Origin of the sequence: Paenarthrobacter sp. TYUT067 (assembly GCF_023656375.1) — a bacterium.
Taxonomy (GTDB): Bacteria; Actinomycetota; Actinomycetes; order Actinomycetales; family Micrococcaceae; genus Arthrobacter.
The window spans coordinates 90,886-113,403 of the sequence record NZ_JAMOIT010000001.1 but is presented as its reverse complement, the minus strand read 5'-3'; the positions used below and the strand labels follow the sequence as shown (position 1 = coordinate 113,403).

General features: G+C 61.5%; 23 protein-coding genes and 1 tRNA gene. 15 read left to right on the top strand and 9 right to left on the bottom strand.

All coding sequences use genetic code 11. From position 1 onward, the window contains the following. Nucleotides 1-128: 128 nt before the first annotated feature. The 4 genes from MOD31_RS00500 to MOD31_RS00485 all read right to left on the bottom strand — a co-directional run bounded on the left by MOD31_RS00500 (nucleotide 129) and on the right by MOD31_RS00485 (nucleotide 3,321). Complete coding sequence (locus MOD31_RS00500; RefSeq protein WP_250819584.1) at nucleotides 129-914, bottom strand: VOC family protein; 786 nt, start codon at nucleotides 912-914, stop codon at nucleotides 129-131. Nucleotides 915-1,685: 771 nt separating this feature from the next. Continuing rightward, nucleotides 1,686-2,018, bottom strand: a complete 333-nt coding sequence (locus MOD31_RS00495) for a hypothetical protein (RefSeq protein WP_166842882.1) — start codon at nucleotides 2,016-2,018, stop codon at nucleotides 1,686-1,688. Further along, on the bottom strand, nucleotides 2,006-2,950 hold the full coding sequence (locus tag MOD31_RS22025) for a colicin E5-related ribonuclease (protein ID WP_166842881.1): 945 nt from the start codon (nucleotides 2,948-2,950) through the stop codon (nucleotides 2,006-2,008). Before MOD31_RS22025 ends, MOD31_RS00495 begins: the two co-directional genes overlap by 13 nt. A 283-nt stretch (nucleotides 2,951-3,233) precedes the next feature. Next, nucleotides 3,234-3,321 (bottom strand) — tRNA-Ser (locus MOD31_RS00485). Nucleotides 3,322-3,423: 102 nt separating this feature from the next. Between MOD31_RS00485 and MOD31_RS00480 the strand changes: the two genes are divergently transcribed. The 8 genes from MOD31_RS00480 to MOD31_RS00445 all read left to right on the top strand — a co-directional run bounded on the left by MOD31_RS00480 (nucleotide 3,424) and on the right by MOD31_RS00445 (nucleotide 10,944). Further along, nucleotides 3,424-4,407 (top strand): NAD(P)H-quinone oxidoreductase, encoded by a 984-nt coding sequence (locus MOD31_RS00480; protein ID WP_142936589.1) that lies wholly within the window; start codon nucleotides 3,424-3,426, stop codon nucleotides 4,405-4,407. Nucleotides 4,408-4,456: 49 nt separating this feature from the next. Next, the gene (locus MOD31_RS00475; RefSeq protein WP_166842880.1) at nucleotides 4,457-5,023 is read left to right on the top strand and encodes a PadR family transcriptional regulator; all 567 of its coding nucleotides are present in this window, start codon (nucleotides 4,457-4,459) and stop codon (nucleotides 5,021-5,023) included. 158 nt (nucleotides 5,024-5,181) lie between these two features. Continuing rightward, entirely contained in the window at nucleotides 5,182-7,452 is a 2,271-nt protein-coding gene (locus MOD31_RS00470; protein ID WP_223941893.1) for a carbon starvation CstA family protein, read from the top strand. A gap of 31 nt (nucleotides 7,453-7,483) precedes the next feature. Beyond that, on the top strand, nucleotides 7,484-7,675 hold the full coding sequence (locus MOD31_RS00465; RefSeq protein ID WP_011773592.1) for a YbdD/YjiX family protein: 192 nt from the start codon (nucleotides 7,484-7,486) through the stop codon (nucleotides 7,673-7,675). A 91-nt stretch (nucleotides 7,676-7,766) separates the two neighbouring features. Then, nucleotides 7,767-8,420 carry a bacterial proteasome activator family protein gene (locus tag MOD31_RS00460; RefSeq protein ID WP_142936586.1) on the top strand — a complete coding sequence of 218 codons (654 nt, stop codon included), beginning with the start codon at nucleotides 7,767-7,769 and terminating at the stop codon, nucleotides 8,418-8,420. Between the two features lie 8 nt (nucleotides 8,421-8,428). Then, nucleotides 8,429-8,869: a hypothetical protein gene (locus MOD31_RS00455; RefSeq protein ID WP_142936585.1), complete on the top strand. Its 441-nt coding sequence runs from the start codon at nucleotides 8,429-8,431 to the stop codon at nucleotides 8,867-8,869. 135 nt (nucleotides 8,870-9,004) lie between these two features. After that, nucleotides 9,005-9,844, top strand: coding sequence for an aldo/keto reductase (locus MOD31_RS00450; protein WP_026005386.1), 840 nt, complete (start codon nucleotides 9,005-9,007; stop codon nucleotides 9,842-9,844). Nucleotides 9,845-9,987: 143 nt separating this feature from the next. Then, on the top strand, nucleotides 9,988-10,944 hold the full coding sequence (locus MOD31_RS00445; protein WP_250819583.1) for an Lrp/AsnC family transcriptional regulator: 957 nt from the start codon (nucleotides 9,988-9,990) through the stop codon (nucleotides 10,942-10,944). On the opposite strand, the gene MOD31_RS00440 is transcribed toward MOD31_RS00445, so the two are convergent. Beyond that, nucleotides 10,925-12,373 carry an amidase gene (locus MOD31_RS00440; RefSeq protein ID WP_142936583.1) on the bottom strand — a complete coding sequence of 483 codons (1,449 nt, stop codon included), beginning with the start codon at nucleotides 12,371-12,373 and terminating at the stop codon, nucleotides 10,925-10,927. The genes MOD31_RS00445 and MOD31_RS00440 overlap by 20 nt on opposite strands. A gap of 273 nt (nucleotides 12,374-12,646) precedes the next feature. Between MOD31_RS00440 and MOD31_RS00435 the strand changes: the two genes are divergently transcribed. From MOD31_RS00435 to MOD31_RS00420, 4 genes are read left to right on the top strand one after another with little or no spacing between them, the layout of a single operon-like run. Further along, nucleotides 12,647-13,396 carry a DUF5058 family protein gene (locus MOD31_RS00435; protein WP_142936582.1) on the top strand — a complete coding sequence of 250 codons (750 nt, stop codon included), beginning with the start codon at nucleotides 12,647-12,649 and terminating at the stop codon, nucleotides 13,394-13,396. 46 nt (nucleotides 13,397-13,442) lie between these two features. Beyond that, nucleotides 13,443-14,177 (top strand): hypothetical protein, encoded by a 735-nt coding sequence (locus MOD31_RS00430; protein WP_142936581.1) that lies wholly within the window; start codon nucleotides 13,443-13,445, stop codon nucleotides 14,175-14,177. 43 nt (nucleotides 14,178-14,220) lie between these two features. After that, nucleotides 14,221-15,450: an amidohydrolase gene (locus MOD31_RS00425; RefSeq protein WP_250819582.1), complete on the top strand. Its 1,230-nt coding sequence runs from the start codon at nucleotides 14,221-14,223 to the stop codon at nucleotides 15,448-15,450. 28 nt (nucleotides 15,451-15,478) lie between these two features. Continuing rightward, nucleotides 15,479-16,705: a DUF6226 family protein gene (locus MOD31_RS00420; protein WP_250819581.1), complete on the top strand. Its 1,227-nt coding sequence runs from the start codon at nucleotides 15,479-15,481 to the stop codon at nucleotides 16,703-16,705. Here the strand turns inward: MOD31_RS00420 and MOD31_RS00415 are convergent. The 4 genes from MOD31_RS00415 to MOD31_RS00400 form a co-directional block, all read right to left on the bottom strand. After that, complete coding sequence (locus tag MOD31_RS00415) at nucleotides 16,674-17,936, bottom strand: type II toxin-antitoxin system HipA family toxin (protein ID WP_250819580.1); 1,263 nt, start codon at nucleotides 17,934-17,936, stop codon at nucleotides 16,674-16,676. The genes MOD31_RS00420 and MOD31_RS00415 overlap by 32 nt on opposite strands. Beyond that, nucleotides 17,933-18,193, bottom strand: a complete 261-nt coding sequence (locus tag MOD31_RS00410; protein WP_142936577.1) for a helix-turn-helix transcriptional regulator — start codon at nucleotides 18,191-18,193, stop codon at nucleotides 17,933-17,935. Before MOD31_RS00410 ends, MOD31_RS00415 begins: the two co-directional genes overlap by 4 nt. Before the next feature lie 274 nt (nucleotides 18,194-18,467). Continuing rightward, nucleotides 18,468-19,613, bottom strand: a complete 1,146-nt coding sequence (locus tag MOD31_RS00405; RefSeq protein ID WP_250819579.1) for a site-specific integrase — start codon at nucleotides 19,611-19,613, stop codon at nucleotides 18,468-18,470. Next, entirely contained in the window at nucleotides 19,600-20,265 is a 666-nt protein-coding gene (locus tag MOD31_RS00400) for a hypothetical protein (RefSeq protein ID WP_250819578.1), read from the bottom strand. The genes MOD31_RS00405 and MOD31_RS00400 overlap by 14 nt, the downstream gene beginning before the upstream one ends. A 177-nt stretch (nucleotides 20,266-20,442) precedes the next feature. On the opposite strand from MOD31_RS00400, the gene MOD31_RS00395 reads away from it, so the two are divergent. The 3 genes from MOD31_RS00395 (at nucleotide 20,443) to MOD31_RS22115 (ending at nucleotide 21,610) form a co-directional block, all read left to right on the top strand. Beyond that, nucleotides 20,443-20,670 (top strand): AlpA family transcriptional regulator, encoded by a 228-nt coding sequence (locus tag MOD31_RS00395; protein ID WP_250819577.1) that lies wholly within the window; start codon nucleotides 20,443-20,445, stop codon nucleotides 20,668-20,670. Between the two features lie 248 nt (nucleotides 20,671-20,918). Further along, nucleotides 20,919-21,218: a hypothetical protein gene (locus MOD31_RS00390; RefSeq protein ID WP_250819576.1), complete on the top strand. Its 300-nt coding sequence runs from the start codon at nucleotides 20,919-20,921 to the stop codon at nucleotides 21,216-21,218. After that, nucleotides 21,185-21,610, top strand: coding sequence for a helix-turn-helix domain-containing protein (locus MOD31_RS22115; RefSeq protein ID WP_374206951.1), 426 nt, complete (start codon nucleotides 21,185-21,187; stop codon nucleotides 21,608-21,610). Before MOD31_RS00390 ends, MOD31_RS22115 begins: the two co-directional genes overlap by 34 nt. Nucleotides 21,611-22,518 lie beyond the last annotated feature (908 nt).

The following is a 22,518-nucleotide window of genomic DNA, read 5'->3' as shown; positions in this document are numbered from 1 at the left end:
AGTGGGCGAATGCCGGAAGTTACTCCCGGGTAAAGCTGCCTCGGACCTAGCTGAACACGAACGGATGAATGGAGGGTTGACCCGGGGTCAACAATGGGGGACCGAGCAACGGCCCGGTAGTTCCGCGACTAGCTGGTTTGCCCCAGGTCCTGAATGACCTTGAAGACGGCTCCCGTGGGGTCCGACAAGGTGGCCAGCCGGCCGAAAGGTGTGTCCTCCGCGGGCTGCATGACGGTGGCACCGAGAGCCGTGGCTTGCTCCACGCTGACATTGGTGTCTTCCACCGCGAAATACACGCTCCACATGGAGGGGACCTGTTCGGGCAGGAAACCGGAGGCGTCCATGATGCCTGCATTGGCGTCGTCACCGGCCCCAAGCGTTACGTAACGGAAATCCGGGGTGTCGCTCATGACTGCCGTGTCCCAGCCGAAGACCTTCTGATAGAAGGTGACAGCGGACTCGTAGTCCTTGGCAAGAAGTTCGTGCCAGGCCGGAGCCCCGGCTTCTGCCGCGACCTCGTAGCCTTTCATCTCGCCGAACTGCCAGGCGCCGATGGCGGCGCCCGAGGCATCCCCATACATGGCCATGCTGCCCTGCTCAGGCACCTCCATGGGTTCCAGGAGCACCTGTCCGCCGTTGGCTGCCGCTGCCTCAGTGGTGGCTGCGATGTCATCGGTGCGCAGGTAAGTGGACCAAACGTCCGGCATGGCACCCATGTCCGCCTGCTTCTCCATGATGCCTGCCACCATCCCGCCGTCCTTGAAAGCGGTGATGTAGCCACCGTACTTTTCCTGGTCTCCGGTCTCATAGGTCCAGCCGAAAAGTGCCGTGTAGAAGGCCTTGGCCTTCTCAGTATCGGACGTCATGAGGTCGATCCAGCAAGGGGAACCGGGAGTGATGTCAGGCTTGGGCATAGATGAAGCTCCTGTTGTTACGCCGTGGCAAAAGCTGCGACTGATGTCTGCGATGTGAAGACAGGAAGAACACTATGCGGGGGCTCTGACAGTTTCAATGATCTTCCGGGTGTGGGATCTCAGATCGGCCACCCGGAGGCCGGATTCACGGGCTGCGCTAAGAGTCAGCGACGGCAACAGTGGCAGCTGCAGTCACCATTAGGCCGACCGCAGGTCCATACGCATTGAGTGGTTTCCTCTGCGCGCTGCCGATGAAGACAGCATATGGCGGGGCAAGGCACGGTTGACTAACAACGGCATTGCTCCCAGAACTTACGCAGTCCGCTTTTCCATCCAACGCGGTCCCAGCGGAGACCTCCCCCTGCCCAGCTGGAACACACCGAGGCGCTAATTGGTGATTGACCTAGGCTCATTGATCTACTCGTTGACACGGACCAGCCGAGAAGCGTTAGTCGTAATGGTTCGGTCCCGATAAACACTGCGTTGTATCGCAGGATGGAGTTGAGGACGGCGAAATACTAGTTTGGGTAACCGGCGGCTACTTGTCGGGATTAGGACACCCGTGGTGGTCTGACGAGGTGCCCGCCGCTTGGCCAGATCCAGCAAATGTCAGAGTAAAGGGGCCGAGCGCCCTTGCCTGAACCCTTACTCACCGAAGGGCTGGTTCGAAGGACGTTCTTTGGAGGGTGTCGAACTGAGTCGTGAAGCCAGAGGCAACTACACACACCACGGCCGCCACCATCTTAGGGGACGCAATTGACCTTGAAGATTTCAGCCCGCCGGATCGAAAAGTACGATTTCAACCAGATCAGGTTTGTTTTGGCAGTCGCGAATAAATGATTTGGTGGCATCGTATAGGTAAGAAATTGAACTTCCGCGTGCCACTGCCGACGAGAAATCGACGATGTAGTCCATCATCGGTACAAGGGATTTTCCTGCCACCTTGAAACCGTCCAGCCCCAACAATCCGAAGCCCTGGCTTTGTGCTTTCTGAAGCACTTCGTCGAGAATGGAAAAGTCAATTAGCAGCGTCCGGCCAGAACGGACGGCGGTTGATGGAAATTCCGCCGCAATTCTCTCCTCAAATTGCTCTATTTTTCCCAAGGCGCCTTCCAGGTGGGCTTGAATTTGTCACTTACTTGGACAACTGTACCGTTGACGTCGTTCCTAACAACATAACTGCCGTCAGTGGCGTAATAGGCAGTTGCGGGATCGTCCCTCCTTGCATTGATTGCGGGATCCCACCGCGTGTCACGTGTAATGACCGTGCGTGTGGGCTGATTAATGGCGTTGGAAATTAAATCATTTGACCAACCTCGTCCAGACATCTGGCCCGCAGCTTTAGTTTCCAAAGTATAAGTCAACTCCGCTTTGGTGGCTGTCCCGCCTAGTCCGGCAAAGCCCAGCATAATGAGTGGCCTAGCCTTCTCCGCGAATGCCTGGTTGGCATGGTTAAGGTCCTGCACCCATTGGGGTTTGGTTTGGAGGTTGGCCTCGGCAAGTGCTTTGCCGCGGGCTTCGTTGATCGCGAGCTGCCGGGGGCTCGTCCCGACTTTCATGTCGCCGACACAGTCGAGGGCAGTGTGTCTTGCGCTGATCTGTGGGGCGCTGACGCGGGCAGGTGTAGAGAAGCTGACCTGTTGAATGAAGCGATTGAAGTAGGAGTTAGTGGTTGGTGGTGTGTAGGCGGGTCTGTGGATGGAGTAAGGGGGGAGGGGCGGAGCGGGGAAGAATGCCGGTGTGGTGGCTGGGATAGGCTCCCAGCTTTGCGACGCGGGCAGGTAATCGTAGGAGGTGCCCCCGATGACTCTCACGGGGTCGTAGCCGAGGTTGTCGATGAGGGTTGCGGGGTTGTTGGTGACGTAGGTGTACCTGTTGAGGGTTTGGGGTGCGCTGAGTAGGCCGCGCCATTTGTCTAGCCCCGCCCAGGTCCCGGTGGTGGGGTCGAGGGTGCGGGAGTGGAACTCGTGGGTTCCAAATGTGGGGTTGGTGGGTTGGCCGGTGTAGTTGAGGTCTGAGTCCCGGTGGATGGACACGGCGCTCCACGAATCGAGAGCGCAGTTCCACCTATTGAGAGCCGCATAAGGACGTATCGTGACGCCATAAGTCCAAGGAACCGATTGACCGTCGATTCAAAGGACAGCAATTGGGGGCCTGCCGGTCAACCCGCGGCAAGAACGGGAATGATGGGAACCCCACTACCGGGCGGTGAGGTGGCCCACGGCGCAGCAGGGCCCAGCGATGGGGCAACGAGGCCGACAAAGGGCCCAAAAAAGTAGGACCCCCGGCAGCTTTCGCTAACCGGGGGTCCCGCCTTTGCGGAAGGTAAGGGATTTGAACCCTTGGTACGGGGTTACCGCACACTGGTTTTCAAGACCAGCTCCTTAGGCCGCTCGGACAACCTTCCTCGCCTAGTAGTGTTTCATAGGGAGTTGGCTGTTCCAAAACATCACGTATTCCAGCCCCTGCCCCGGGGTCTGGAGGACAAGCAAGAAACCGGGAGTTCGTCATGAAAGCCGTCTACATCTCAGAGCCGGGCGGGCCCGAAGTCCTCGAAATCCGCGAGGTCCCTTCTCCGGTGCCCGGCGAGGGCGAGGTCCTGATCGACGTCGTGGCCGCGGGACTGAACCGCGCCGATGTCCAGCAGCGCAGAGGGTTCTACCCGCCGCCCCCGGGGGCATCGGAAGTTCCGGGCCTGGAAGTTTCCGGTCGCATAGCCGCCTTCGGCCCCGGCGTCACTAAAGCGTTCTCCGTGGGAGACAAAGTGGTGGCACTGTTGTCTGGTGGCGGCTACGCCCAGCAAGTGGCAGTTCCGGCCGAGCAAGTCCTGCGGGTGCCCGAAGGCGTGGACCTGATAACTGCGGCTTCCCTGCCTGAAGTTGCAGCCACTGTGTATTCGAACCTGATCATGACCGCACAATTGCAACCCGGCGAGACTGTACTCATCCACGGTGCAACGGGCGGCATCGGCACCATGGCCATCCAACTGGCCAAGGCCTATGGCGCGCACGTGGCAACCACGGCCGGCACGGATGAGAAAGTCGGTACAGCCAAGGCCTTCCTCGGCGCCGATATCGCCATCAATTATGCCGAAGAGGACTTCGCTGAAAGTCTCAAGGCACGCAACGGAGGCAAAGGCGCGGACGTTATCCTCGACGTCGTGGGTGCCAAATATCTGCAACAGAACATTGATGCTCTCGCAGACTATGGCCGACTGATCGTCATCGGCCTGCAAGGTGGCGCAAAAGCCGAGATCAACCTCGGGCAACTCCTTAGCAAGAGGGCTGCTGTCATTGGCACAGCGCTGAGGCCGCGACCGGTGGCTGAAAAGGGAATCATCATCTCTGGCGTCCGCGAGTTCGTCTGGCCCATGCTGACCGATGGCAGGATCAGGCCCCTGGTGGCCAAGTCCTTCCCCCTTGAGCAAGTCCAGGAAGCACACCAGTACTTCGACTCCGGCGAGCACGTGGGCAAAGTCCTCCTGCTCCTCTAGTAAGCCCGTTCGCCCGCCGTCCATTCGACCCACTGCAGCGAGGAGCCACATGTCCATCCGGCACAGCCTGCTGGCCCTGCTCCAGGATCAGCCGCGGTACGGTTACGAGCTGCGAGTCGAATTCGAAGACCGCACGGGCGCCGCGTGGCCGTTGAACATCGGCCAGGTCTACACCACCTTGGATAGGCTTGAGCGCGACGGCTTGGTGAGTAAAGACGGCGACGACGGCGGCGGGCACGTCATCTACAGCATCACTGACGCCGGGGCTGGGGAAGTCGAAGCGTGGTTCGCCGGTGCAGTGGACCGGGGCAATCCTCCTCGGAATGAGATTGCCATCAAGTTGGCGCTCGCAGTGACCCTTCCGGGCGTGGACACTTCTGCGGTGATTCAGTCCCAAAGAGAAGTATCTGTCAAGGCCCTGCAAGAGCACACGCAGGCCAGAAAAGCCGTCTCGGCCAATCAGCGGTCCTCGGATACCGCGTGGCTGCTGGTGCTCGATTCCTTGATTTTCCAGGCCGAAGCGGAAGTCCGGTGGTTGGATCTTTGCGAGGCCCGCATGGTGCAAGGCCAGGCAAACGGGGGATCGAGCCAAGCTGCTCCCAAACGGTTGAGCTGACGTCCGGCGCAGGGTAGTGACCGTTCACCGCGTACCTGCAGACGTTTGCCGTGTACGGCCCTATCCTGTCCGTGTCGGTTGTTAAGGTGAGGAGAAGTACCCGACGCAGCGGCCCCCACCGCACCATCCGTCACCGCAGCAGTTCTCAAGGAGGAGATATGGGCAAGATTTCTGACCAATCCAAGCTTGCGGAAGGATTGGATCCCACGCTGCCTCCTCCGGCTGTGGAGGACTCCGTGCGTGAAGCGGAGGAACGTAAGTGGACCCCGGTCAAGATTGGTCTCTGGATTGCCATCTCGCTGCTGGGAGCGGTGGCGTGGTTCATGCTCGCACTGGTGCGCGGCGAAACCGTCAATGCCATCTGGTTCGTTTTCGCGGCCGTTTGCACCTACTTGATCGGCTACCGCTTCTACTCCAAGGTCATTGAGCGCTACTTGCTCAAGCCGGATGACCGCCGCGCTACTCCTGCTGAGTACAAGGCTGATGGCAAGGACTACGTCCGCACTGACAGGAACGTGCTGTTCGGGCACCACTTCGCCGCCATTGCCGGTGCCGGACCGCTGGTTGGACCTGTCATTGCGGCTCAGATGGGCTACCTTCCCGGCACTATCTGGATCATCATCGGCGTCGTTCTCGCCGGCGCCGTGCAGGACTACCTGGTCATGTTCTTCTCTATGCGCCGTGGTGGCCGTTCACTTGGCCAGATGGCGCGGGAGGAACTCGGCGTCATCGGCGGTACGGCAGCCCTAGTGGCCACGCTGCTGATCATGATCATCATTGTGGCCATCCTTGCTTTGGTAGTGGTCAATGCCCTGGGTGAAAGTCCTTGGGGCGTGTTCTCTGTGGGCATGACCATCCCCATCGCGCTTTTCATGGGCGTCTATCTTCGGTTCATCCGGCCGGGGAAGGTGATGGAGGTATCCATCATCGGCTTCGTGCTCCTGATGGCAGCCATCATCGGAGGCGGCGCTGTTGCCGGTACCGAGTGGGGTGCAGCCTTCTTCCACTTGGACAAGGTCACCATTGCCTGGGGCATCATCATTTACGGTTTCATCGCCGCAATCCTGCCCGTCTGGCTGCTCCTGGCTCCGCGCGACTATCTCTCCACCTTCATGAAGATCGGCGTGATCGTGATGCTCGCGCTCGCCATCATTGTGGTGCGGCCGGAGATCACAGTCCCGGCGTTCAGCGAGTTCGCCAGCCGGGAAAACGGCCCGGTCTTCTCCGGGGCGTTGTTCCCCTTCCTGTTCGTCACCATCGCCTGTGGCGCCCTGTCCGGCTTTCACGCCCTGATCTCCTCGGGTACCACCCCCAAGCTGATCGAGAAGGAACGGCAGACCCGCTTTATCGGCTACGGCGGCATGCTGATGGAATCCTTCGTGGCCATTATGGCTTTGGTAGCCGCGATCTCGATCGACCGTGGCATCTACTTCGCCATGAACGCACCCCTGGCACTCACCGGCGGCACCGTGGAATCTGCGGCGCAATGGGTCAACAGCCTTGGCTTGGCCAACGTCAACATCACCCCGGACGTGCTGGCCCAGACTGCCAAGGACGTGGGCGAGGAGAGCATCATTTCCCGTTCGGGCGGCGCTCCCACCTTGGCTGTCGGTTTGGCCCACATCATGCAGCAGTTCATCGGCGGACCCGGAATGATGGCTTTCTGGTACCACTTCGCCATCATGTTCGAAGCACTGTTCATCCTCACCGCCGTGGACGCAGGAACCCGCGTCGCCCGGTTCATGCTTCAGGATTCCATCGGCAACTTCATTCCCAAGTTCAAGGAAGCCTCATGGCGTCCTGGTGCCTGGCTGTGCACTGCCATCATGGTGGGTGCGTGGGGTGCCGTGCTCCTCATGGGCGTCACTGATCCGCTGGGTGGCATCAACACGCTGTTCCCGCTCTTCGGCATCGCCAACCAGTTGCTGGCAGCCATTGCACTGGCTGTGTGCCTTGCCATCACTGCAAAGCGTGGAGTGTTCAAATGGCTGTGGATCGTAGCTGTTCCGCTGACTTTTGCAGCTGTTGTGACCATCACCGCCAGCTTCCACAAGATTTTCTCGCCGGTCCCGGCCGTGGGTTACTTCGCCAACAACCAGGCGTTCTCCAAGGCATTGGCTGATGGAAAGACGGAGTTCGGCACTGCCAAGACCGTCGCCGCGATGGAAGCCGTGGTCCGCAACACCATGATCCAAGGCGTACTTTCGGTCATCTTCGTGACGTTGAGCATCATCGTGATCGTCGCCGCCCTCCTGGCAACCGTCAAGGCAATCCGCGCGGGTGGCGGCCAGGATCATGAAGACCCGGCGGTGCCGTCCAAGGTGTACGCACCGGCGGGGTTGTTCCCCACTCCTGCCGAGAAAAAGTTGCTCGCAGAGTGGAACGCCCTGCCTGCGGAGAAACGGACGCAGAAGGCCGGCCACCACTGATGAACAACACAACTGCTGAAGAACGCCGCTGATGAACACCGTAGTGAAGGGTCTCCGCGGCTTCGCCACCTATATGGGCTCGCTCATGGGTGCTGACGCGTACCGGAAGTACCTTGAGCATTTCGAAGCAAGCGGCCATTCCGGGCCCGCCATGACTGAACGCGAGTTCTGGCGGGACCGGATGGACCGGCAGGACAGCAACCCGCAGGGCAGGTGCTGCTGAGGCGGCGGCCGGAACGAGGTTTCGCTACGAACGAAGTCCAAAATCGGGGCTGGGACAGAAGTTCGCGTGAAGCGCGTGAGAGTATGAACGGATGAGCGATCTGAACAACATTCAGCCCACGGATGAGGCTTCGGACGACACCCCTGTGGAGGGAACCACGCTGGACGAGGGCCTTGAGAAGCCCGCCGGACAGGAGCCTTTTACGGAAGGGGTGGCCAAGGATGCCAAACCCAAGGGAGGTAGCCTTCACGATCTTGTGGACGAGCCCGCCAAGGTGATGCGGATCGGCACTATGGTCCGCCAGCTCCTGGAGGAAGTGAAAGCCGCACCATTGGACGACGCTGCCCGCAATCGCCTTGCCGAGATTCACGAGCGGTCCATCAAGGAACTTGAGGATGGGCTGGCTCCGGAACTCATTGAGGAACTGGAGCGAATCAGCTTGCCTTTCCCTGACGATAAAGCGCCCTCCGATGCGGAGCTTCGCATCGCGCAGGCACAACTCGTTGGTTGGCTGGAGGGCTTGTTCCATGGCATTCAGGCGGCAATTGCGGCGCAGCAAGCGGCCAAGGAACACGCTGCAGCGCAGATGCAGCTCCGTCAACTCCCGCCGGGAACTGTCATCGCACCGGGCATTGTGATCGGCGAAAACGGCCAACCGCAGCGGGCTGCCGCACAGGGTGCTGGCGGCGCTGCTCCGCAAGGCCGACCGGAAGACCCCGACCACGGTCCGGGTCAGTACCTCTGAGTTCGCACGTGGGTTTCTTTGGGGCCGTCCGTCAAGGACGGAAAGACGATGTGGAGCTTGGCAAGGGCTTGTGGCGCCGCGCCCATGACCGTTTCCATCGGGGACTGGACCGGTACCACCAGGTCCTTGAGGGTGTTGATGATGAGCAGCTCTATAACGAGCTGGTGGAGATAGCCAACGAGCTTGCCGAATTGTCGGTACGGGTGAGGACTATCTGTGTCGAGGCCCAGAAGCGGTCCCCGAGTGATGGTCTGGATGTCCCGGGAGCACTAGCGGGAGTCCACCGCGCCCTGTCCAAGGCAGGAAATTCGTTGGCCACTACGGCTGAGGCTGCGGCGATGTTGAGGTTGGCCGTGGGGCCCGTCCCTGTTGGCGCGTTGTCGGTTCGGCGCCGGGCGGAGTCGGTATTCGAGCAGGTAGCCGACGCTGAGCGCCAACTCGGAGATTGACCCTCACATCCCAATGGGGCGCGTGCGCAACTACCGGCGTGCGCTTCTATTCCCTGCGCGCAAGAAGTTAAGCGCATAGCTTATCTGCGTAATATTCGGCGCTTTTGATAACCGCGGGCTGGCAGGATGGCAGGCATGACTTCGTCACCAACACTTACTTTCAACGACGGCAACACCATCCCCCAGCTCGGCTACGGGGTGTGGCAAGTTGAAGACGATGTAGCCGAAAAGGTGGTGCGCCAGGCTTTTGAAGCCGGGTTCCGCCACATCGATACCGCCAAGATCTACGGCAACGAGGCAGGCGTCGGCCGCGCCATTGCATCCTCCGGTCTTTCTGCCGAGGAAATCTTCATCACCACCAAGTTGTGGAACGCGGACCAGGGCTACGAATCCACTCTCGCTGCCTTTGAGGAGTCCATGGACCGCCTCGGCCTGGAGACCCTGGACCTGTACCTGATCCACTGGCAGCAGCCCAAGCAGGAAAAGTACGTTGACACCTGGAAGGCCCTCATCGAGCTGAAAAAGCGCGGCCGGGTCAAGTCCATCGGTGTTTCCAACTTCACCAAGGAAGGCCTGCAGCACATCATCGATGAGACCGGTGTTGTTCCGGCCATCAACCAGGTGGAGCTCCACCCGTTCTTCAACCAGGCTGATCTGCGCGAATTCAACGCGTCCAAGGGAATCCTGACTCAGGCCTGGTCGCCGCTGGGCCAAGGCGGCGAGCTACTTGAAAGCGCTACCGTGGCTGAGATCGCCGCCAAGCATGACGCCACACCGGCTCAGGTGGTCATCGCCTGGCACCTGGCCATCGGCAACGTGGTGATCCCCAAGTCCGTCACGGAGTCCCGCATCCAGGAGAACTTCGCGGCCCTCAACGTCACGCTGGACGCTACCGACGTGGAGGCCATCAACGGCCTGGACCGTGGTGCTGAAGGCCGCATCGGCCCGGACCCGGCAGTCTCCGACTTCGCCTAAACGCGAAGTCTCACTTTGGTGCCCCGTACCCTTCATGGGTGCGGGGCACCTGCCTTTAACGCTCGTCAACGCCACTCGCGTCCGCGACGCGTCGCCGCCGGTGTCCGTGATGAAATTGAGCGACGCAGACGGACGGAGTTGGCATGGTGGTGTTTGACGCATTGGAGCGGCAGATTGTGGCTGCCCTGCAACTGGATCCGCGCTGCCCGTGGCGGAAGATTGCCGCCGTCCTGGGAGAAGCCGAACGAACTGTTGCCCGCAGGGGATCGCAGTTGCTGGAATCCGGTGCGGTGGCTGTGGTGGGCATCCGGCCCAAGCCGTCGGTAGTGCTGGTGGAAATGCGGTGCATGCCCGGGACGGTACGTGCCGCAGTTCACGCACTCTCGCAACGCTCCGACACCACTTTCGTTTACACCACCACCGGCACCGGTGACTGTGTAGCTGAGGTACTCACTGAACCCTCTCGCATGGCGGAGGTCCTCTCTGACGAGCTGCCGGCCACGCTTGGCTTGCGCGATTCCACCAGCTACCCCGTGCTTCGGTATTTCCGGACCATCCGCGGTTGGCGGCCGGAGATTCTCACCGCCGACAAAGCGGAGGCACTCCGCTCCACCTTCACCCAGGATTCGGGTGCCTTGGTGCCGCGGCAGGATTTGAGTCGCCAGGACAACGAACTCGTGGACGCGCTGTGTGCCGATGGCCGGATGAGTTTTGAGGCTTTAGGCCGCCGGGTGGGCGTTTCAGAGGCAACTGCCCGCCGCCGCAGCGAATGGTTGCTTGCCAACAACCAGGTCCACTTGCGGGCCATCGTAGAGCCCGCTTCCTTTGGCCTTGGCGTTGAAGCGCTGCTGTGGATCCGTGCCTCGCCGCAACATGTTGAACACGTGGGGAAGAGCTTGGCTGAGCTTCCCACGGTTCGCTATGCCGCTGCGATCGCAGGCAATTACCAGATCATGGCGGACGTGACCGTGGAGGACATGGCTGCGCTCTACCGCTTCATCACCACCTCGGAGTGGGCACAAAACGCCGCTGGCGTGGATGTTTCGATCCTCCTTGATGCGAGGAAGCGCGGTGGCAGGGTCATGCGCTCACAGTCGTGAGCGGCTTGTGGCCGGCCGAGACAACAGGGGCGACGGCGGCGTACCCCGTCTGCTGCTCGAACGCGCGGCCATAGCGAAGCAACTGCATGTCCGTGAAATGGTTGCTGGCGAGCTGCAGGCCGATAGGTAGTCCGGCAGAGCTGAATCCCGCGGGAACACTGAGCACAGGCAGGCCGGTTGCGGACAGGAGGCAGGCTGATCGCATCCAATCCAAGTACGTCTCCGAGGCCGTCCCGGCAATGTCCGCGGGGTACCGCAGCGTTGCGTCAAAGGGGAGAACCTGGGCGCAGGGGCTGGCGAAAAGATCGTACCGTCCAAAGAAGTCCTGAACACTCAATTCCAGCCGGGTCCGGGCGGCCGCGGTCTCAATGACATCCCGCGCCGTCAGCGCGAACCCCTTCTCAACGTTCCAGTGGACTTCAGGCTTGATGACGTCACCGGCACGCTCCAGGATCGGTCCGAGGCCGGCGGCGAAGTCCAGGGCTCGGGTATTGCCGAACACCAGGTCCGCTTCGCTGAAATCCGGGGTGGCTTCCTCCACAATCGCTCCGAGATCTTCGAAGATGGCCAGTTGCCGCTCAAGATGATCCACGATCTCCGGGTCCACCGGGACCCCGATCCCGAAGTCGCGGGACCACCCGATTCGCACACCGCGCATGTCGGTTTCCAAGGTGGATCGGAATACCTCCGGGTCCAGGCCGGCCGGATGCGGAACGCGGGGATCCTTTCCCGCCGTGACGGACATGAACAGGGCAATGTCCTCCACGCTCCGGGCCATGGGCCCTGTCCTCCCCAGCCACGCGTAGGCGTTGACGTCGGACGGCATGGGGATGACCGCCGTCGACGGCCTGAAACCCACCACGTTGCAGAAGGAGGCCGGAATGCGGAGTGATCCGCCCATGTCGCTGCCGTCGCCGATGCTCTGGACGCGGGATGCGACGACGGCGGCCACTCCGCCGCTGCTGCCGCCGGCGCTCAATGTTGGCGCGTAGGGGTTGGTGGTGGTTCCGAAGAGCTCGTTGAACGTGTGGGAGCCGGCGCCGAACTCGGGGACGTTCGACTTTCCGGTGCTGACCACGCCGGCTGCCTTCAGGCGCGCAATGATGAGGTCATCGGCGTCGGGGATGAAGTCACGCAAGGCCAGTGAGCCCTGGGTGGTGCGCATCCCGGCTGTGTTGTTGGTGTCCTTGTGGGTCATGGGAATCCCATGAAGGGGTGGCAGTTCCGCTCCGGATGCTGTGAGCTGGTCTGCCCGGTGTGCCAGGGCATGTGCACCTTCAGCGTCGAGGGTGACCACTGCGTTGACTACGGGATTAATCTCGGCAATGCGCTCCAGGTGTTCGGTCAACGCTTCGCGCGCCGAGACTTCCTTCCGGCGAATGGCTGCGGAAAGTTCGACGGCGGACAGCTCGCCAAGGGTGTCAGACATGGTGCTCCTTTGCTGGATTGCTACTGCCTGAAAGTGTGCCGGGTCACTTTGACGGGGGGAAGCCCCGAATCAACCAATGGCAAGCTTTGAACAATTCGGCCACTTCTGAGGCTGATTCCGTCAGCTATTGTGTGTGATCCGGCTCATAGCAGAGGGTGTTGGTAACCCACTGGCCGATCTGGTCGATGGGTAAGGATTTGCCCCACGGCACCACATACCGCACAGCGTCGTCCGGATGTTGGCTTGCCGGGGGCCAACACCTGGGAGGTTCCCATGCACCAACCCCTGGCTCTTCAACCGCTAGCACCCACCGACTCCACCGACATCATGGCAATTGCCAACAATCCCGTCCTCTGGATCTGCGTGGCCGGCGTCTTTGGCGTCATCATCATCCAATCGGTCATCTTCATGAAGGCAGCCCGACGCGCTGCTCCCTCAGTGGACATGAGTGTGCAAGACATCAGGACCTCGTTCCGCTCAGGCGCTGTCTCGGCCATCGGTCCCTCCCTGGCGGTATCGCTGGTGGCCATTGCTTTGCTGGGTCTCTTCGGGGCACCGGCTGTGTTGTCCCGGATCGGCCTGATCGGCTCGGCTGCCTACGATGTTTCGGCCGCGGGCATCGCAGCAGGTTCCATGGGAGCCAAGCTCGGCGATGCCAGCTACACGCAAAGTGTCTTCGCGGTGGCGTTCTTTGCCATGAGCATCGGCGGGGCGATGTGGATGCTCGCTACCTTGATCCTGACGCCTCTGCTGCGCAAGGGTGACGCCAAGATCCGCTCGGTGAATCCAGCAGCCATGGCGATCGTCCCTGCGGCGGCCTTGATCGGTGCCTTCTCCTGCCTGGGTCTCACAGAGCTGCCCAAATCTGGAATCCATGTGCTGTCCTTCGCAGTCTCCGCAGCGGTCATGGGCACGTGCCTGTTGCTGGCCAAGAAAATCGGCAAGAGCTGGTTGCGGGAATGGGGGCTCGGAATCTCGATCGTCATTGGCCTCAGTGCCGCCTACCTGGCCGTCAGCGCCTAAGCCGCCTGCCGACGTCGTCATTCTTTAGGTCCGAAAGGAACACCCCATGTCTTCCATCACTTCTGCTCCAACCGCCAACAACACCGCCATGGCGGACTTCAGCCGCACCACGTCCCGCTGGGGCCAGATCACCATGATCGCAGGCCTCCTGGTTTCCGTGGCGGGTCCGCTGTACCTGGTTTTCGCTACCGGGCTGGATATTGCACCCGCCCAGCTGTGGATCGCCTTCGCGGCAGTAGCCGCAACATTCGGCATCATCTGGATCGTCGAGCCGCTCACGTACTACCCGATCCTGGGCCCGGCAGCGATGTACCAAGCGTTCATGATCGGCAACATTTCCAACAAGCTCCTGCCGGCGGCACTGATCGCCCAAACCAACATCGGCGCAAAGCCGGGCAGCAAGCGGGCGGAACTTGCCGCCGTCGTTGCTATCTGCGGCGCAGCGGTAGTCCACTTGGTCTCCTTGGCGATCTTCGTCGGTCTCTTGGGCAGCTGGCTCATCAGCGTCATCCCGCCGTCGGTGCTGCTCGTCACCCGGCTGTACGTGCTGCCCACCGTCCTGGGAGCCGTACTGGTGCAGGCCATCGTTTCCATGAAGCAGCCCCGCACTACTGTGTTCGCCTTGTTGATCTCGGCCGTGGTCGTGTTCGTCGTGCTTCCGCTGGTGCCTTCGCTCGCCATGGTGTCCACCGCTATCGCTGTGCTGGGCACCATCCTGCTGGCATGGTTCTTCCGCGGTAAGTCCACCATTGCCGAGGCGAAGCCTATCCACATCGAGTAGCAACGCCCGGAACAAGCCCGCATCCACCAGGAAGACAGGACCCATGACGTCAACAGCTACCGCCCTCCAGCTCGATACCAGCCAGACCGCCAAACTACATGCCTTGTACCGGCACCTTCACGCACATCCGGAACTCTCCATGCAGGAGTTCGCCACAGCTACCCTGATCGAGGAGCAACTGGACGGCCTGGGCATTGAGCATTTCCGCTGCGGCGGCACCGGGGTGGTGGGAATCCTGCGAAACGGCGACGGACCCGTGGTGGCCTTCCGCGCCGATTCCGATGGCTTGCCCATCGAGGAAGCTACCGGCTTGGACTACGCCAGCAGGGATACAGGCACACTGCCGGACGGCACGGTAGTCCCGGTCATGCACGGCTGTGGCCATGACACCCACGTGGCCAGCCTGCTGGGCGCCGCCGAACTGCTTGCGGGCAACCGGGATGCCTGGTCAGGAACGCTGGTGTTGATCTTCCAACCCGGCGAGGAGACTGCCGCCGGTGCCTTGGCAATGCTCGACGACGGGCTGTGGGATAGAGCGCCGCGGCCGGAAGTGATCTTCGGGCAGCATGTCATGCCCCGCCCGGTAGGTACGGTTGCGATTTCCAGTGGGCCGGTAGCCGCCATGGCGGATTCGCTCAGGGTCACGGTTCACGGCCAGCAGTCCCATGGCTCCCAGCCACAGGATTCCATCGACCCCATCGTGATGGCCGCCCACATGGTCACGCGGTTGCAGGGGATTGTGTCCCGCGAGTTGGACCCGCGGAAGTCCGCCGTCGTGACGGTGGGGACATTCCATGCGGGCCTCAAGGAAAACATCATCCCGGCGTTGGCCGAGTTCACCCTCAATATCCGAACATTCGACGAGGATGTCCGCGGCCAGGTCCTCGCCGCCGTTCGACGCATCATCGAGGCCGAAGCCGCCGCCTCCGGGGCGCCGCGGCCGGATATCGAGGAGATGTACCGCTTCCCGCAATGTTTCAACGATCCCGACGCCGTTCCGTCCGTTGTTGAGGCCATGCGGCTTGCGTTGGGGGATGAGGCCGTCGAAATCACCCCACCGATGATGGGCAGCGAGGACTTTGGGCACCTGGGCACCGCCATCGGAGTGCCGTCCGTGTTCTGGATGTTCGGTGGCGCACCGCTGGACGGACATGAAGGGCCTGGTCCCATCCCCGTCAACCATTCGCCGTTCTTCGCTCTCGAGCTGGAAGGTTCGCTGGCCGGGGGAGTCTCCGCCGCCGTCGCCGTGTTGATGTCCCGGCTGGGCCACTAACATCCGGGTCGGCCCTAGGATGTTGCCCATGGGGGAAATTGAAGATCTTTTTGGTGGGCCTGCATCTGGATTGTCAGCACCGCTTTCCAACAAAGCCGTGCTGAAAGGACAGACGGCGCTGTCTCGACGGAGTGCTCAATATAGGCCAGCGGCGGAGGACGCAGCCCCGGTCAAGCACCTTGCCGGGTACGCGCCCTTCGTGGCGTTCTGCGCAAGCAGAGGAGTTCCCGCAGGGCAGCTTGCCTCCGACGTGAGCGCGTTGCTGGCATTCCTGCGCACCAACATAGACGGCATCCCGGGCGACCCTGGCCTCAATGAAGCCGCCACCATCTTCGTTGGAAACGTCATTGCGGCCATGCGGCCGGAAGCGCACTGGACAGTGATGGCGGACGGATCCCGCGAAGTAGGCGACCGCGACATGATGATCACGGTGGACCGCTTGATGGACGGTCTGGGGGAGGCCGACGACGGGATGGTGGCCGGCCTCCTCACGCACCTTACGGAGTGGGCGGCCGACGAGCCGGACGGCCCCGCGCTCCCCGAATTGCGGCCGGTTCCCAGTGGGCAATTCCGTGAACCTTTTGTGCGGCCGGAGCTGCCCTCACGTGACTATCGCAATGCTGACGGCGAAGCGATCGGATACGGGAACCGATGGGGCGCAGATAGCCCACCTGAGGACTCCTACAGCGTGGAAACTCACAGGGAACGGTTTGAAGGGCTCCATACGGTGGCCCGGGCGTTGGTTGAGTATCTGGAGAGCGAGTACGACGTCGATGTCAGCTGGGATCCGGCGCACGCGGCGGATGCGGCCATGAACATCGCTGAGGTGATCGACGTCGCGCGGCTGACCCCTCGGGACCCGCTCGCCGCTCCGCTGACGTTCGTGGTGACCTGTTCTCCGGGGGTGGTGCTCCACGCCGGTGCGCTGCACAACTTTGCGTTCCCTATCTGCGGTTGCGATGCTTGTGACGAGACCGCCGAGAGCGAAGCGTCCCGCATGGAGGAGCTGGTCCTTGGCGTTGCAGCAGGCGGCTACGGCGAACGCTACCCCGTGGGCCGGAAGCGGTGGGCGGAGTATGCGCTCTTCGCTGCTGATGGATCCGGCAACCGTAGCGGGCGTGGCCCCGTGGGAGCCACGCCCGCTCAACTAGCCGCCGCTGAGGAGCGACTCCAAGCCGTCCCGGATGGGTGGAGGCCATGGTCACTCAGGAGGGGCGGAACGTCTACTCGAGTTTCGGCGCCAGGACCCGCCTAGCTGTGCCGCCGTTCAGTAGGTCCTGGGCGCGGACCGCGATGAGCTCGGACAGGAAGCCGAGGGACTCAGGTGGCGCTGTTTCCGCCGCCGCTGCCGCCACCCTCTCCAGTGTTGAAGCCACTGTCTGACGGGCATCGTCGTCGTCCATGCCCCAGGCTGCCCCTTCGGCGACCAGATGTTCCAAGGTGATGTAGCCCAGCCGGATCTGGCCGCTGACGGCGTGCCCGGCAAGGCCGCTCGGCTGGTACAGCAGCAGGGTGGGCGCAACGTCATAGAGCGGAGCCAGCAGCACTTCTCCACCGTCGCGCAGCATGAGGGAGTAATTTTTGGAGTGTGCATCGCCGTTGCCGATCAGCAGGTTGAACGTCACGGCGCGCAACAGGTCACGGCGAAACGCGGCCTCGTCGCGGGTGTGCGGCGCCGCGGCGTTGACCAGCCGGGTCAGGCGCGAGGGCGGTGCGGTGGTGCCTTCGTACTTCGCTTCACTGGCCAGGGCCAAGGCTTGGGTGAAGTCTTCCTGGTGCAACCGGCTGCCCTCGCCTGTGCGGTCGAAGCGCTCCACGATGATGGCCCGACGGGATCCGAAGCTTTCCAGATGGGCTTTGGCCGCGGGAAGCCCTGCCGCGGCTGCTGTCCGCAAAGCCCAGTCCTCGGCGGGGAGCAGCTCCGGGATGGTGGACTCGAGTGGTTCGGGCTTGATGATGTGGGTCGACACCGAACCACTGCCTGGCCAGGCCCAGCCGTCGCCATGTTGGGAAAGCAGCACCTTGGACTGGACGCCGCCCAAGGACGCAGTGACCAGGAAATGCTCCGGCAGGTCCCACGTAGGCAGGGATTCGACCACGTTGATGACCTCTTCTGCGGTCATGGGCGCTGCAGCGTCCTCCCGGGCGGGGGGTTCCCCTGGCGGCAGGACTTGGACGGCCCCGGCGCAGTCGGCGCCCAGGACGCGGAGCAGCCCAAAAGCGTCCGGGACGGTGACACCGTGTTCTTTGGCCAGGTTGGAACGGACCTGGCCTTCGGGCAGGAGACCGTCAAAGAAGTTGTAGACTTCCACCCCGTCCAAGCGCTTTCTGGTCAGCGGCAGGGACAGTGATAGCAGGATGGACCCGGCACCGTAGGCGGCCAGCACCTGCGGGGCGTACTGGAAGGACAGCTTGAGGCCGTTGCCGCGCAGCTCACCGATTCGGTCCCCGCGCAGGTACACATCAAGGGTCTTGCGGGGGCTCATGGCCGAACCTGCAGCTTCGAAAAGCGCGGCACCAGGGCCACGTCGCGGCCCACGGCCCTGATGGCTTGCATAGCCACGACCATGGAGACTGCTTCGCCGGCTTCAAGGCGCACGATGGTGCCGCGGGTGACGCCCAGTCTCACGGCAAGCTCGTGCTGGGTGAGTGCGGCCTCTTTGCGTGCCTCAGCGATGGATCGCCCTAGGGAGGCGGCGTCGACGGCCCGGTAAAACGGTGTCAACTCATCGGAATGTTCCATATAACGATCATACGGCTCAACACTCCAAATGTCCTATATTTTGAACAATTCAATGACTTGGGCGAATGTTCGATATTTCCATCACAAGTAAGCGTGGACGGCTCTGTCCTAGGCCTCGGAAACGAAAAGCCCCGCCGGTTCAACGAGCCGGCGGGGCTTTTTTCTCTGAGCTTCCTATCAGAATCGAACTGATGACCTTTTCATTACGAGGGAGAACCAATAGCCTTTCAAGCAAAGGGATCCGAACTCTGCAGGTGTCGAAAAAGTGACGACCCTACTTCCAGTTCATCTCTTCCAAGGCTCGGTTCAGACGTTCGGCGCTGTCCTGGAGATCGTGATCAAAAAGGCCAGCATAGGTATCCAGCGTCATCGTAGCGCTCGCATGCCCGGCGATTCGCTGGACAACCTTGACATTGGCGCCTGAGCTGATGGCTAGGCTGACAGCTGTGTGGCGCAGGTCGTGAAATGTTGGGCGGGGAAAGTCTGGATCTTGAGCCCGGACGCGCGCAATGGCCGGCGAGTAATGACGCTTGGTCCAGGTGCCGTTGTGGAGCGCCCCTCCTCGCCCGCCGCTGAATACCCGTGTTTCAGGGGACGCGGATCCGATAGTTGCTGCAAGACGTTCGGCCACAACCTTCGGCAAAGGCACAGCCCGGGTTTCCCCGCTCTTGGTGGGGCCGAGGACCAGATGCCCTCCAATCTCGGAGAAGGCCTTGCCCACAGTCAAGCTGGGCTTCGCGCCCAACTTGAGGTCACCATGGGTAAGGGCCGTGATCTCACCCCACCGGAGGCCGCACGTTCCGGCAAGCATGACCATGAGTTCAAAGCCTTCGCATGCTGTGGCAAGCGCCGCGAGTTGAGGCATCGTCAGATACACGTGCGTACGCTGCCTGACCCGTGCCGGTATGTAATCTGTCTGGCCTAGGGCATCCTTCGCCGGGTTGGCTGATAGCAGGCGTCGTTTGACGGCGTGGTTCATGAGCCGCCCGAAGTACAGGCCTACTTCGCGCCTTGTGGTGACACCAGCAAGCTTCCCGTCCCGGCCCTTGAGGCTGACGACCCATGCCGCAACATCGTCGTATCGCACCTGGTTGATTGGCGTCGACTCCCAGCGCGGAGCCACGTAGTTCTCATAACAGCGCTTGTAGTTGTCCACAGTCTTGGGGCTCGCCGGCTTGCGGCCAGTTGCGCCTATTGTGGAAATCCTTTGGATCCACTCCTGATAGAGGCCATCGACGGTGAGCTTGGTCGCTGCCTTGGGGTCGATGTACGTGCCGCTTCGGACGGCGCGCGTCATCTCGTGCCAATGATCCTCGGCCTCCCTCTTGGTGAAGAAGCGTTTGCGGTGCCGACGTCCATCTGGGGTGGTCCAGTCTGCTTGCCAGCGCTTCCTGCCGCTGGAGAGCTTAGTGACGGCCATCGGAAGTGTCCTTGCGTTTGCGCATGGTCGACCAGATTTCATTCGATTGTTTGAAGTAGGACGGCGCAATCCGCGAGTTGCGGCCCCGGCCTTCGAGGATTCCTTTGGCTCGAGCTCGCCGCAGTCTGGCCGACCACGTGTCCACACTCTCCCCGGTCCACTCGGCAAGTCTCTTGATCGGTTCCACCGAGCAGGAACCTAATGCGACATAGGCACACGAGACATGGACGTAGTCGGCTTCCGACTCGACGCGGGCCGGTAGCGGAGTTATTTCATCTTTGATGGAAGCCACCGATAGTTGCTCGTGACGGTCACGCATGAGAGCCCGCGCGTGTGCCATGGGAATCGAACGCAAAAGGGTCGTGGTGATTCCGTCCAGCGGGGCAGCGTGTTGAGAGGACCCCCCGGCAACAACCTCTGTGCCGAAATGCTCGGCGTCGAATTCGATCTTCAACTCGTGGGGCTCACGGAAACTGCCCATTGGATGGTCGACGACCCAGCTGATCTCGACCAGAAGGTTGTCTACACGGTAGCGTCCGAACAGCCGTTGGAGCTCGATGCCGTCCCGGATGCATAGGTCCTCATCCGGCCCGGCATTCTGGCCCAGGAACTTGACGTTTGGACCCAGCGGTGGCAGCTGGCGAAGGTTCATGCCCGAAGGATAACACAGGTCGCCTGGCAGAGCGACTGTTCTTTTTATCCCTTTTTCCAGGGGTTAGGCCGTTAACGTAATCAATAACACCGAAGGCACCATCAGAGTTCGTCCTGAGCCTTCGTTGTTCTACACAGCTAAGTTGCCAATCAAATTGTACTTTTCCGGGAGGAAATCTTGAACAGCCACTACTCGACCGAACCCCACTACGCGTCGGATCCCGTTCTGCCGTCATCGCCCTACATGACGAGGAAGCAGGTGGCGGCCTATCTCAATGTCTCCGAGAAGTGGCTGGCGCAGTCCGGCCGGGCGACCGGTCCCCGCTTCCACAAGTTCGGCTCCCAATGCCGCTACTTGCGTGACGACGTCCTGAACTGGGCACGTCAGCAGAGGGCAACGCGTTAGCTGGCAGATTTCCCAGCACGAGCAACGGTGAACGGCTCACCTGAACCTCACCCAATTTCGCCGTTTCTGCATCACAGCCGCAGGCATTCGCGCCCGGTCCGGGCGCACGGCACAAATAACCCGAGTCCCACGAGACACACCCATTCATTTAGGAGATGCATGTACCCATTCACCGCCACGCACCGTTCGTGGCCGAGTTTTTCCTCGATCCTCACGGGTCCCGGTTTCGTCAGCGGAGTTGGTGGCAAGTGAGCTTCGGAGTGAATACGTACAGGGATAACTGGATTCAGGCCGTCAACGGCGACTTCACTGTGAGCACCAGGGCGTGCGCGGTGGCGGCCGCAGTCGGGCGCTCCATGGGTATCGGGCGCATTGCCACCAGGAACTGGCAGAAGCTGAATTCACTGCTCGGACGCGAGTGCAGGGATGATGTTGTCCTTGCCGGAATTGCCGAACTTCAGTCCGCGGGGTACCTGGAGAGGTACTTCGGGAGCGACTATCGCTACTCCGCCGGATGGCGGCTGACCCTTCCTGGGGAGGTCGGGTGACGACTCCGATTCGGGGAATTCCTTCGCGGCCACTGCAGTACGCGACGGCGATTAGTAACTCGGACCTTCCCACGACAACACGGACCGTGTGCTGGGCGATTGCCAGTTTCGCCAACAACACAACGGGCAGGGCCATTCCGTCACTGAGGGCCCTTTCCAAGGCTACTGGGCTCTCGAAGGCTACCATTTCGAGGCACACAATTCTTGCCGAATCCAGGGGCTACCTTCTCAAGCAGCAGCGGTTCGACAACTCCATGGCGTACGTCATTGCAACGCCTGTCGCAGATGGGCCGGAGCCCAGCGTAACGGCCAAGAGTGGCGAACCCGAGATGCATTCGGACGCCTGGTTTCGGTCTATTCATGGGCTTGACGAAGCATCTGAAGAGCCGTAGGCAACGCGTGCAGGGTTTTTGGGTAGGTGCTCCAGGCCGCACTGGGTGCTGATCCTCCTGCAGGTACCTACCTCACAATGGTCGAGGTATCCCTACCTCGCACAGACACGAGGAGGTACCCGGACCAAACCGTTCCCTAACAACCTCAGGGTAACTACCTCAGAGTAGAACTACCTCAGTAGTTCTACTTTTATGGGACTACCTCAGTTCAACTACCTCAGCAACACACGCCGCGCCTTCACCAGCCAAGCGCAGGCGACGCCCTTGCCCCGAAAGGCGCGGGCGTTGCCTGTAGCTGGTGAGGGCGGCCCGGCGTTCCGGCCCTCAGAGGGGCCGGGACCGTGAATTCCAATCCTCCTGCTCAGGCAGGAGATGACATTCAGGCAAGGAGAGTGTGGCCTCGCTTTCGCCACGGCCACACACTAGTCAGCCATTGCGCATTCGGCCTGTGAAGGAACAGCGGAGCGCCGCGTAGCCCGAAGGGCGGAGCAAGCTCCGCTTAGTTAATGCGCATTTCTCAGCGACCAAACAGTTTGCCACAAGGTGGCGGCGTCAACACTAAGGAAGGCGAAATCATGCCTATGTCCAAGCCATCGCAGGATTCGGTGGAAAGCCCGAGTCAAGCCAAGTACTTCGACACGCTGAAGAGGCGCTACGTCGGTTTGGGGCTGTGCCGGCGCTGTGCTGCGCAGGCGGCTTGGGGTCATCAGCTGGGGTTTTCCCGCGTGTACCCCCCTTGCGCCCAGTGTCAGCCAATTGTTAACACCTTCCCTGCGCGGCGGGCAAATGGGTGGCGCTCGTGGAGCCCCCGCCATGGTGCTAAGTTCTCATCCAGCATCCGCGCTGTATAGGCCACCACAGGCTATACACAGCGAATTTCTGACGACGACTGTGACCCAGCTGGGGGC

What these genes read in the sequence shown, in the direction of transcription:
- MOD31_RS00500 (WP_250819584.1), bottom strand. Translation starts at nt 914, where the DNA reads ATGCCCAAGCCTGACATCACTCCCGGTTCCCCTTGCTGGATCGACCTC.
- MOD31_RS00480 (WP_142936589.1), top strand. Translation starts at nt 3,424, where the DNA reads ATGAAAGCCGTCTACATCTCAGAGCCGGGCGGGCCCGAAGTCCTCGAA.
- MOD31_RS00475 (WP_166842880.1), top strand. Translation starts at nt 4,457, where the DNA reads ATGTCCATCCGGCACAGCCTGCTGGCCCTGCTCCAGGATCAGCCGCGG.
- MOD31_RS00470 (WP_223941893.1), top strand. Translation starts at nt 5,182, where the DNA reads ATGGGCAAGATTTCTGACCAATCCAAGCTTGCGGAAGGATTGGATCCC.
- MOD31_RS00465 (WP_011773592.1), top strand. Translation starts at nt 7,484, where the DNA reads ATGAACACCGTAGTGAAGGGTCTCCGCGGCTTCGCCACCTATATGGGC.
- MOD31_RS00460 (WP_142936586.1), top strand. Translation starts at nt 7,767, where the DNA reads ATGAGCGATCTGAACAACATTCAGCCCACGGATGAGGCTTCGGACGAC.
- MOD31_RS00450 (WP_026005386.1), top strand. Translation starts at nt 9,005, where the DNA reads ATGACTTCGTCACCAACACTTACTTTCAACGACGGCAACACCATCCCC.
- MOD31_RS00445 (WP_250819583.1), top strand. Translation starts at nt 9,988, where the DNA reads ATGGTGGTGTTTGACGCATTGGAGCGGCAGATTGTGGCTGCCCTGCAA.
- MOD31_RS00440 (WP_142936583.1), bottom strand. Translation starts at nt 12,373, where the DNA reads ATGTCTGACACCCTTGGCGAGCTGTCCGCCGTCGAACTTTCCGCAGCC.
- MOD31_RS00435 (WP_142936582.1), top strand. Translation starts at nt 12,647, where the DNA reads ATGCACCAACCCCTGGCTCTTCAACCGCTAGCACCCACCGACTCCACC.
- MOD31_RS00430 (WP_142936581.1), top strand. Translation starts at nt 13,443, where the DNA reads ATGTCTTCCATCACTTCTGCTCCAACCGCCAACAACACCGCCATGGCG.
- MOD31_RS00425 (WP_250819582.1), top strand. Translation starts at nt 14,221, where the DNA reads ATGACGTCAACAGCTACCGCCCTCCAGCTCGATACCAGCCAGACCGCC.
- MOD31_RS00420 (WP_250819581.1), top strand. Translation starts at nt 15,479, where the DNA reads ATGGGGGAAATTGAAGATCTTTTTGGTGGGCCTGCATCTGGATTGTCA.
- MOD31_RS00415 (WP_250819580.1), bottom strand. Translation starts at nt 17,936, where the DNA reads ATGAGCCCCCGCAAGACCCTTGATGTGTACCTGCGCGGGGACCGAATC.
- MOD31_RS00410 (WP_142936577.1), bottom strand. Translation starts at nt 18,193, where the DNA reads ATGGAACATTCCGATGAGTTGACACCGTTTTACCGGGCCGTCGACGCC.
- MOD31_RS00405 (WP_250819579.1), bottom strand. Translation starts at nt 19,613, where the DNA reads ATGGCCGTCACTAAGCTCTCCAGCGGCAGGAAGCGCTGGCAAGCAGAC.
- MOD31_RS00400 (WP_250819578.1), bottom strand. Translation starts at nt 20,265, where the DNA reads ATGAACCTTCGCCAGCTGCCACCGCTGGGTCCAAACGTCAAGTTCCTG.
- MOD31_RS22115 (WP_374206951.1), top strand. Translation starts at nt 21,185, where the DNA reads ATGGCGGCTGACCCTTCCTGGGGAGGTCGGGTGACGACTCCGATTCGG.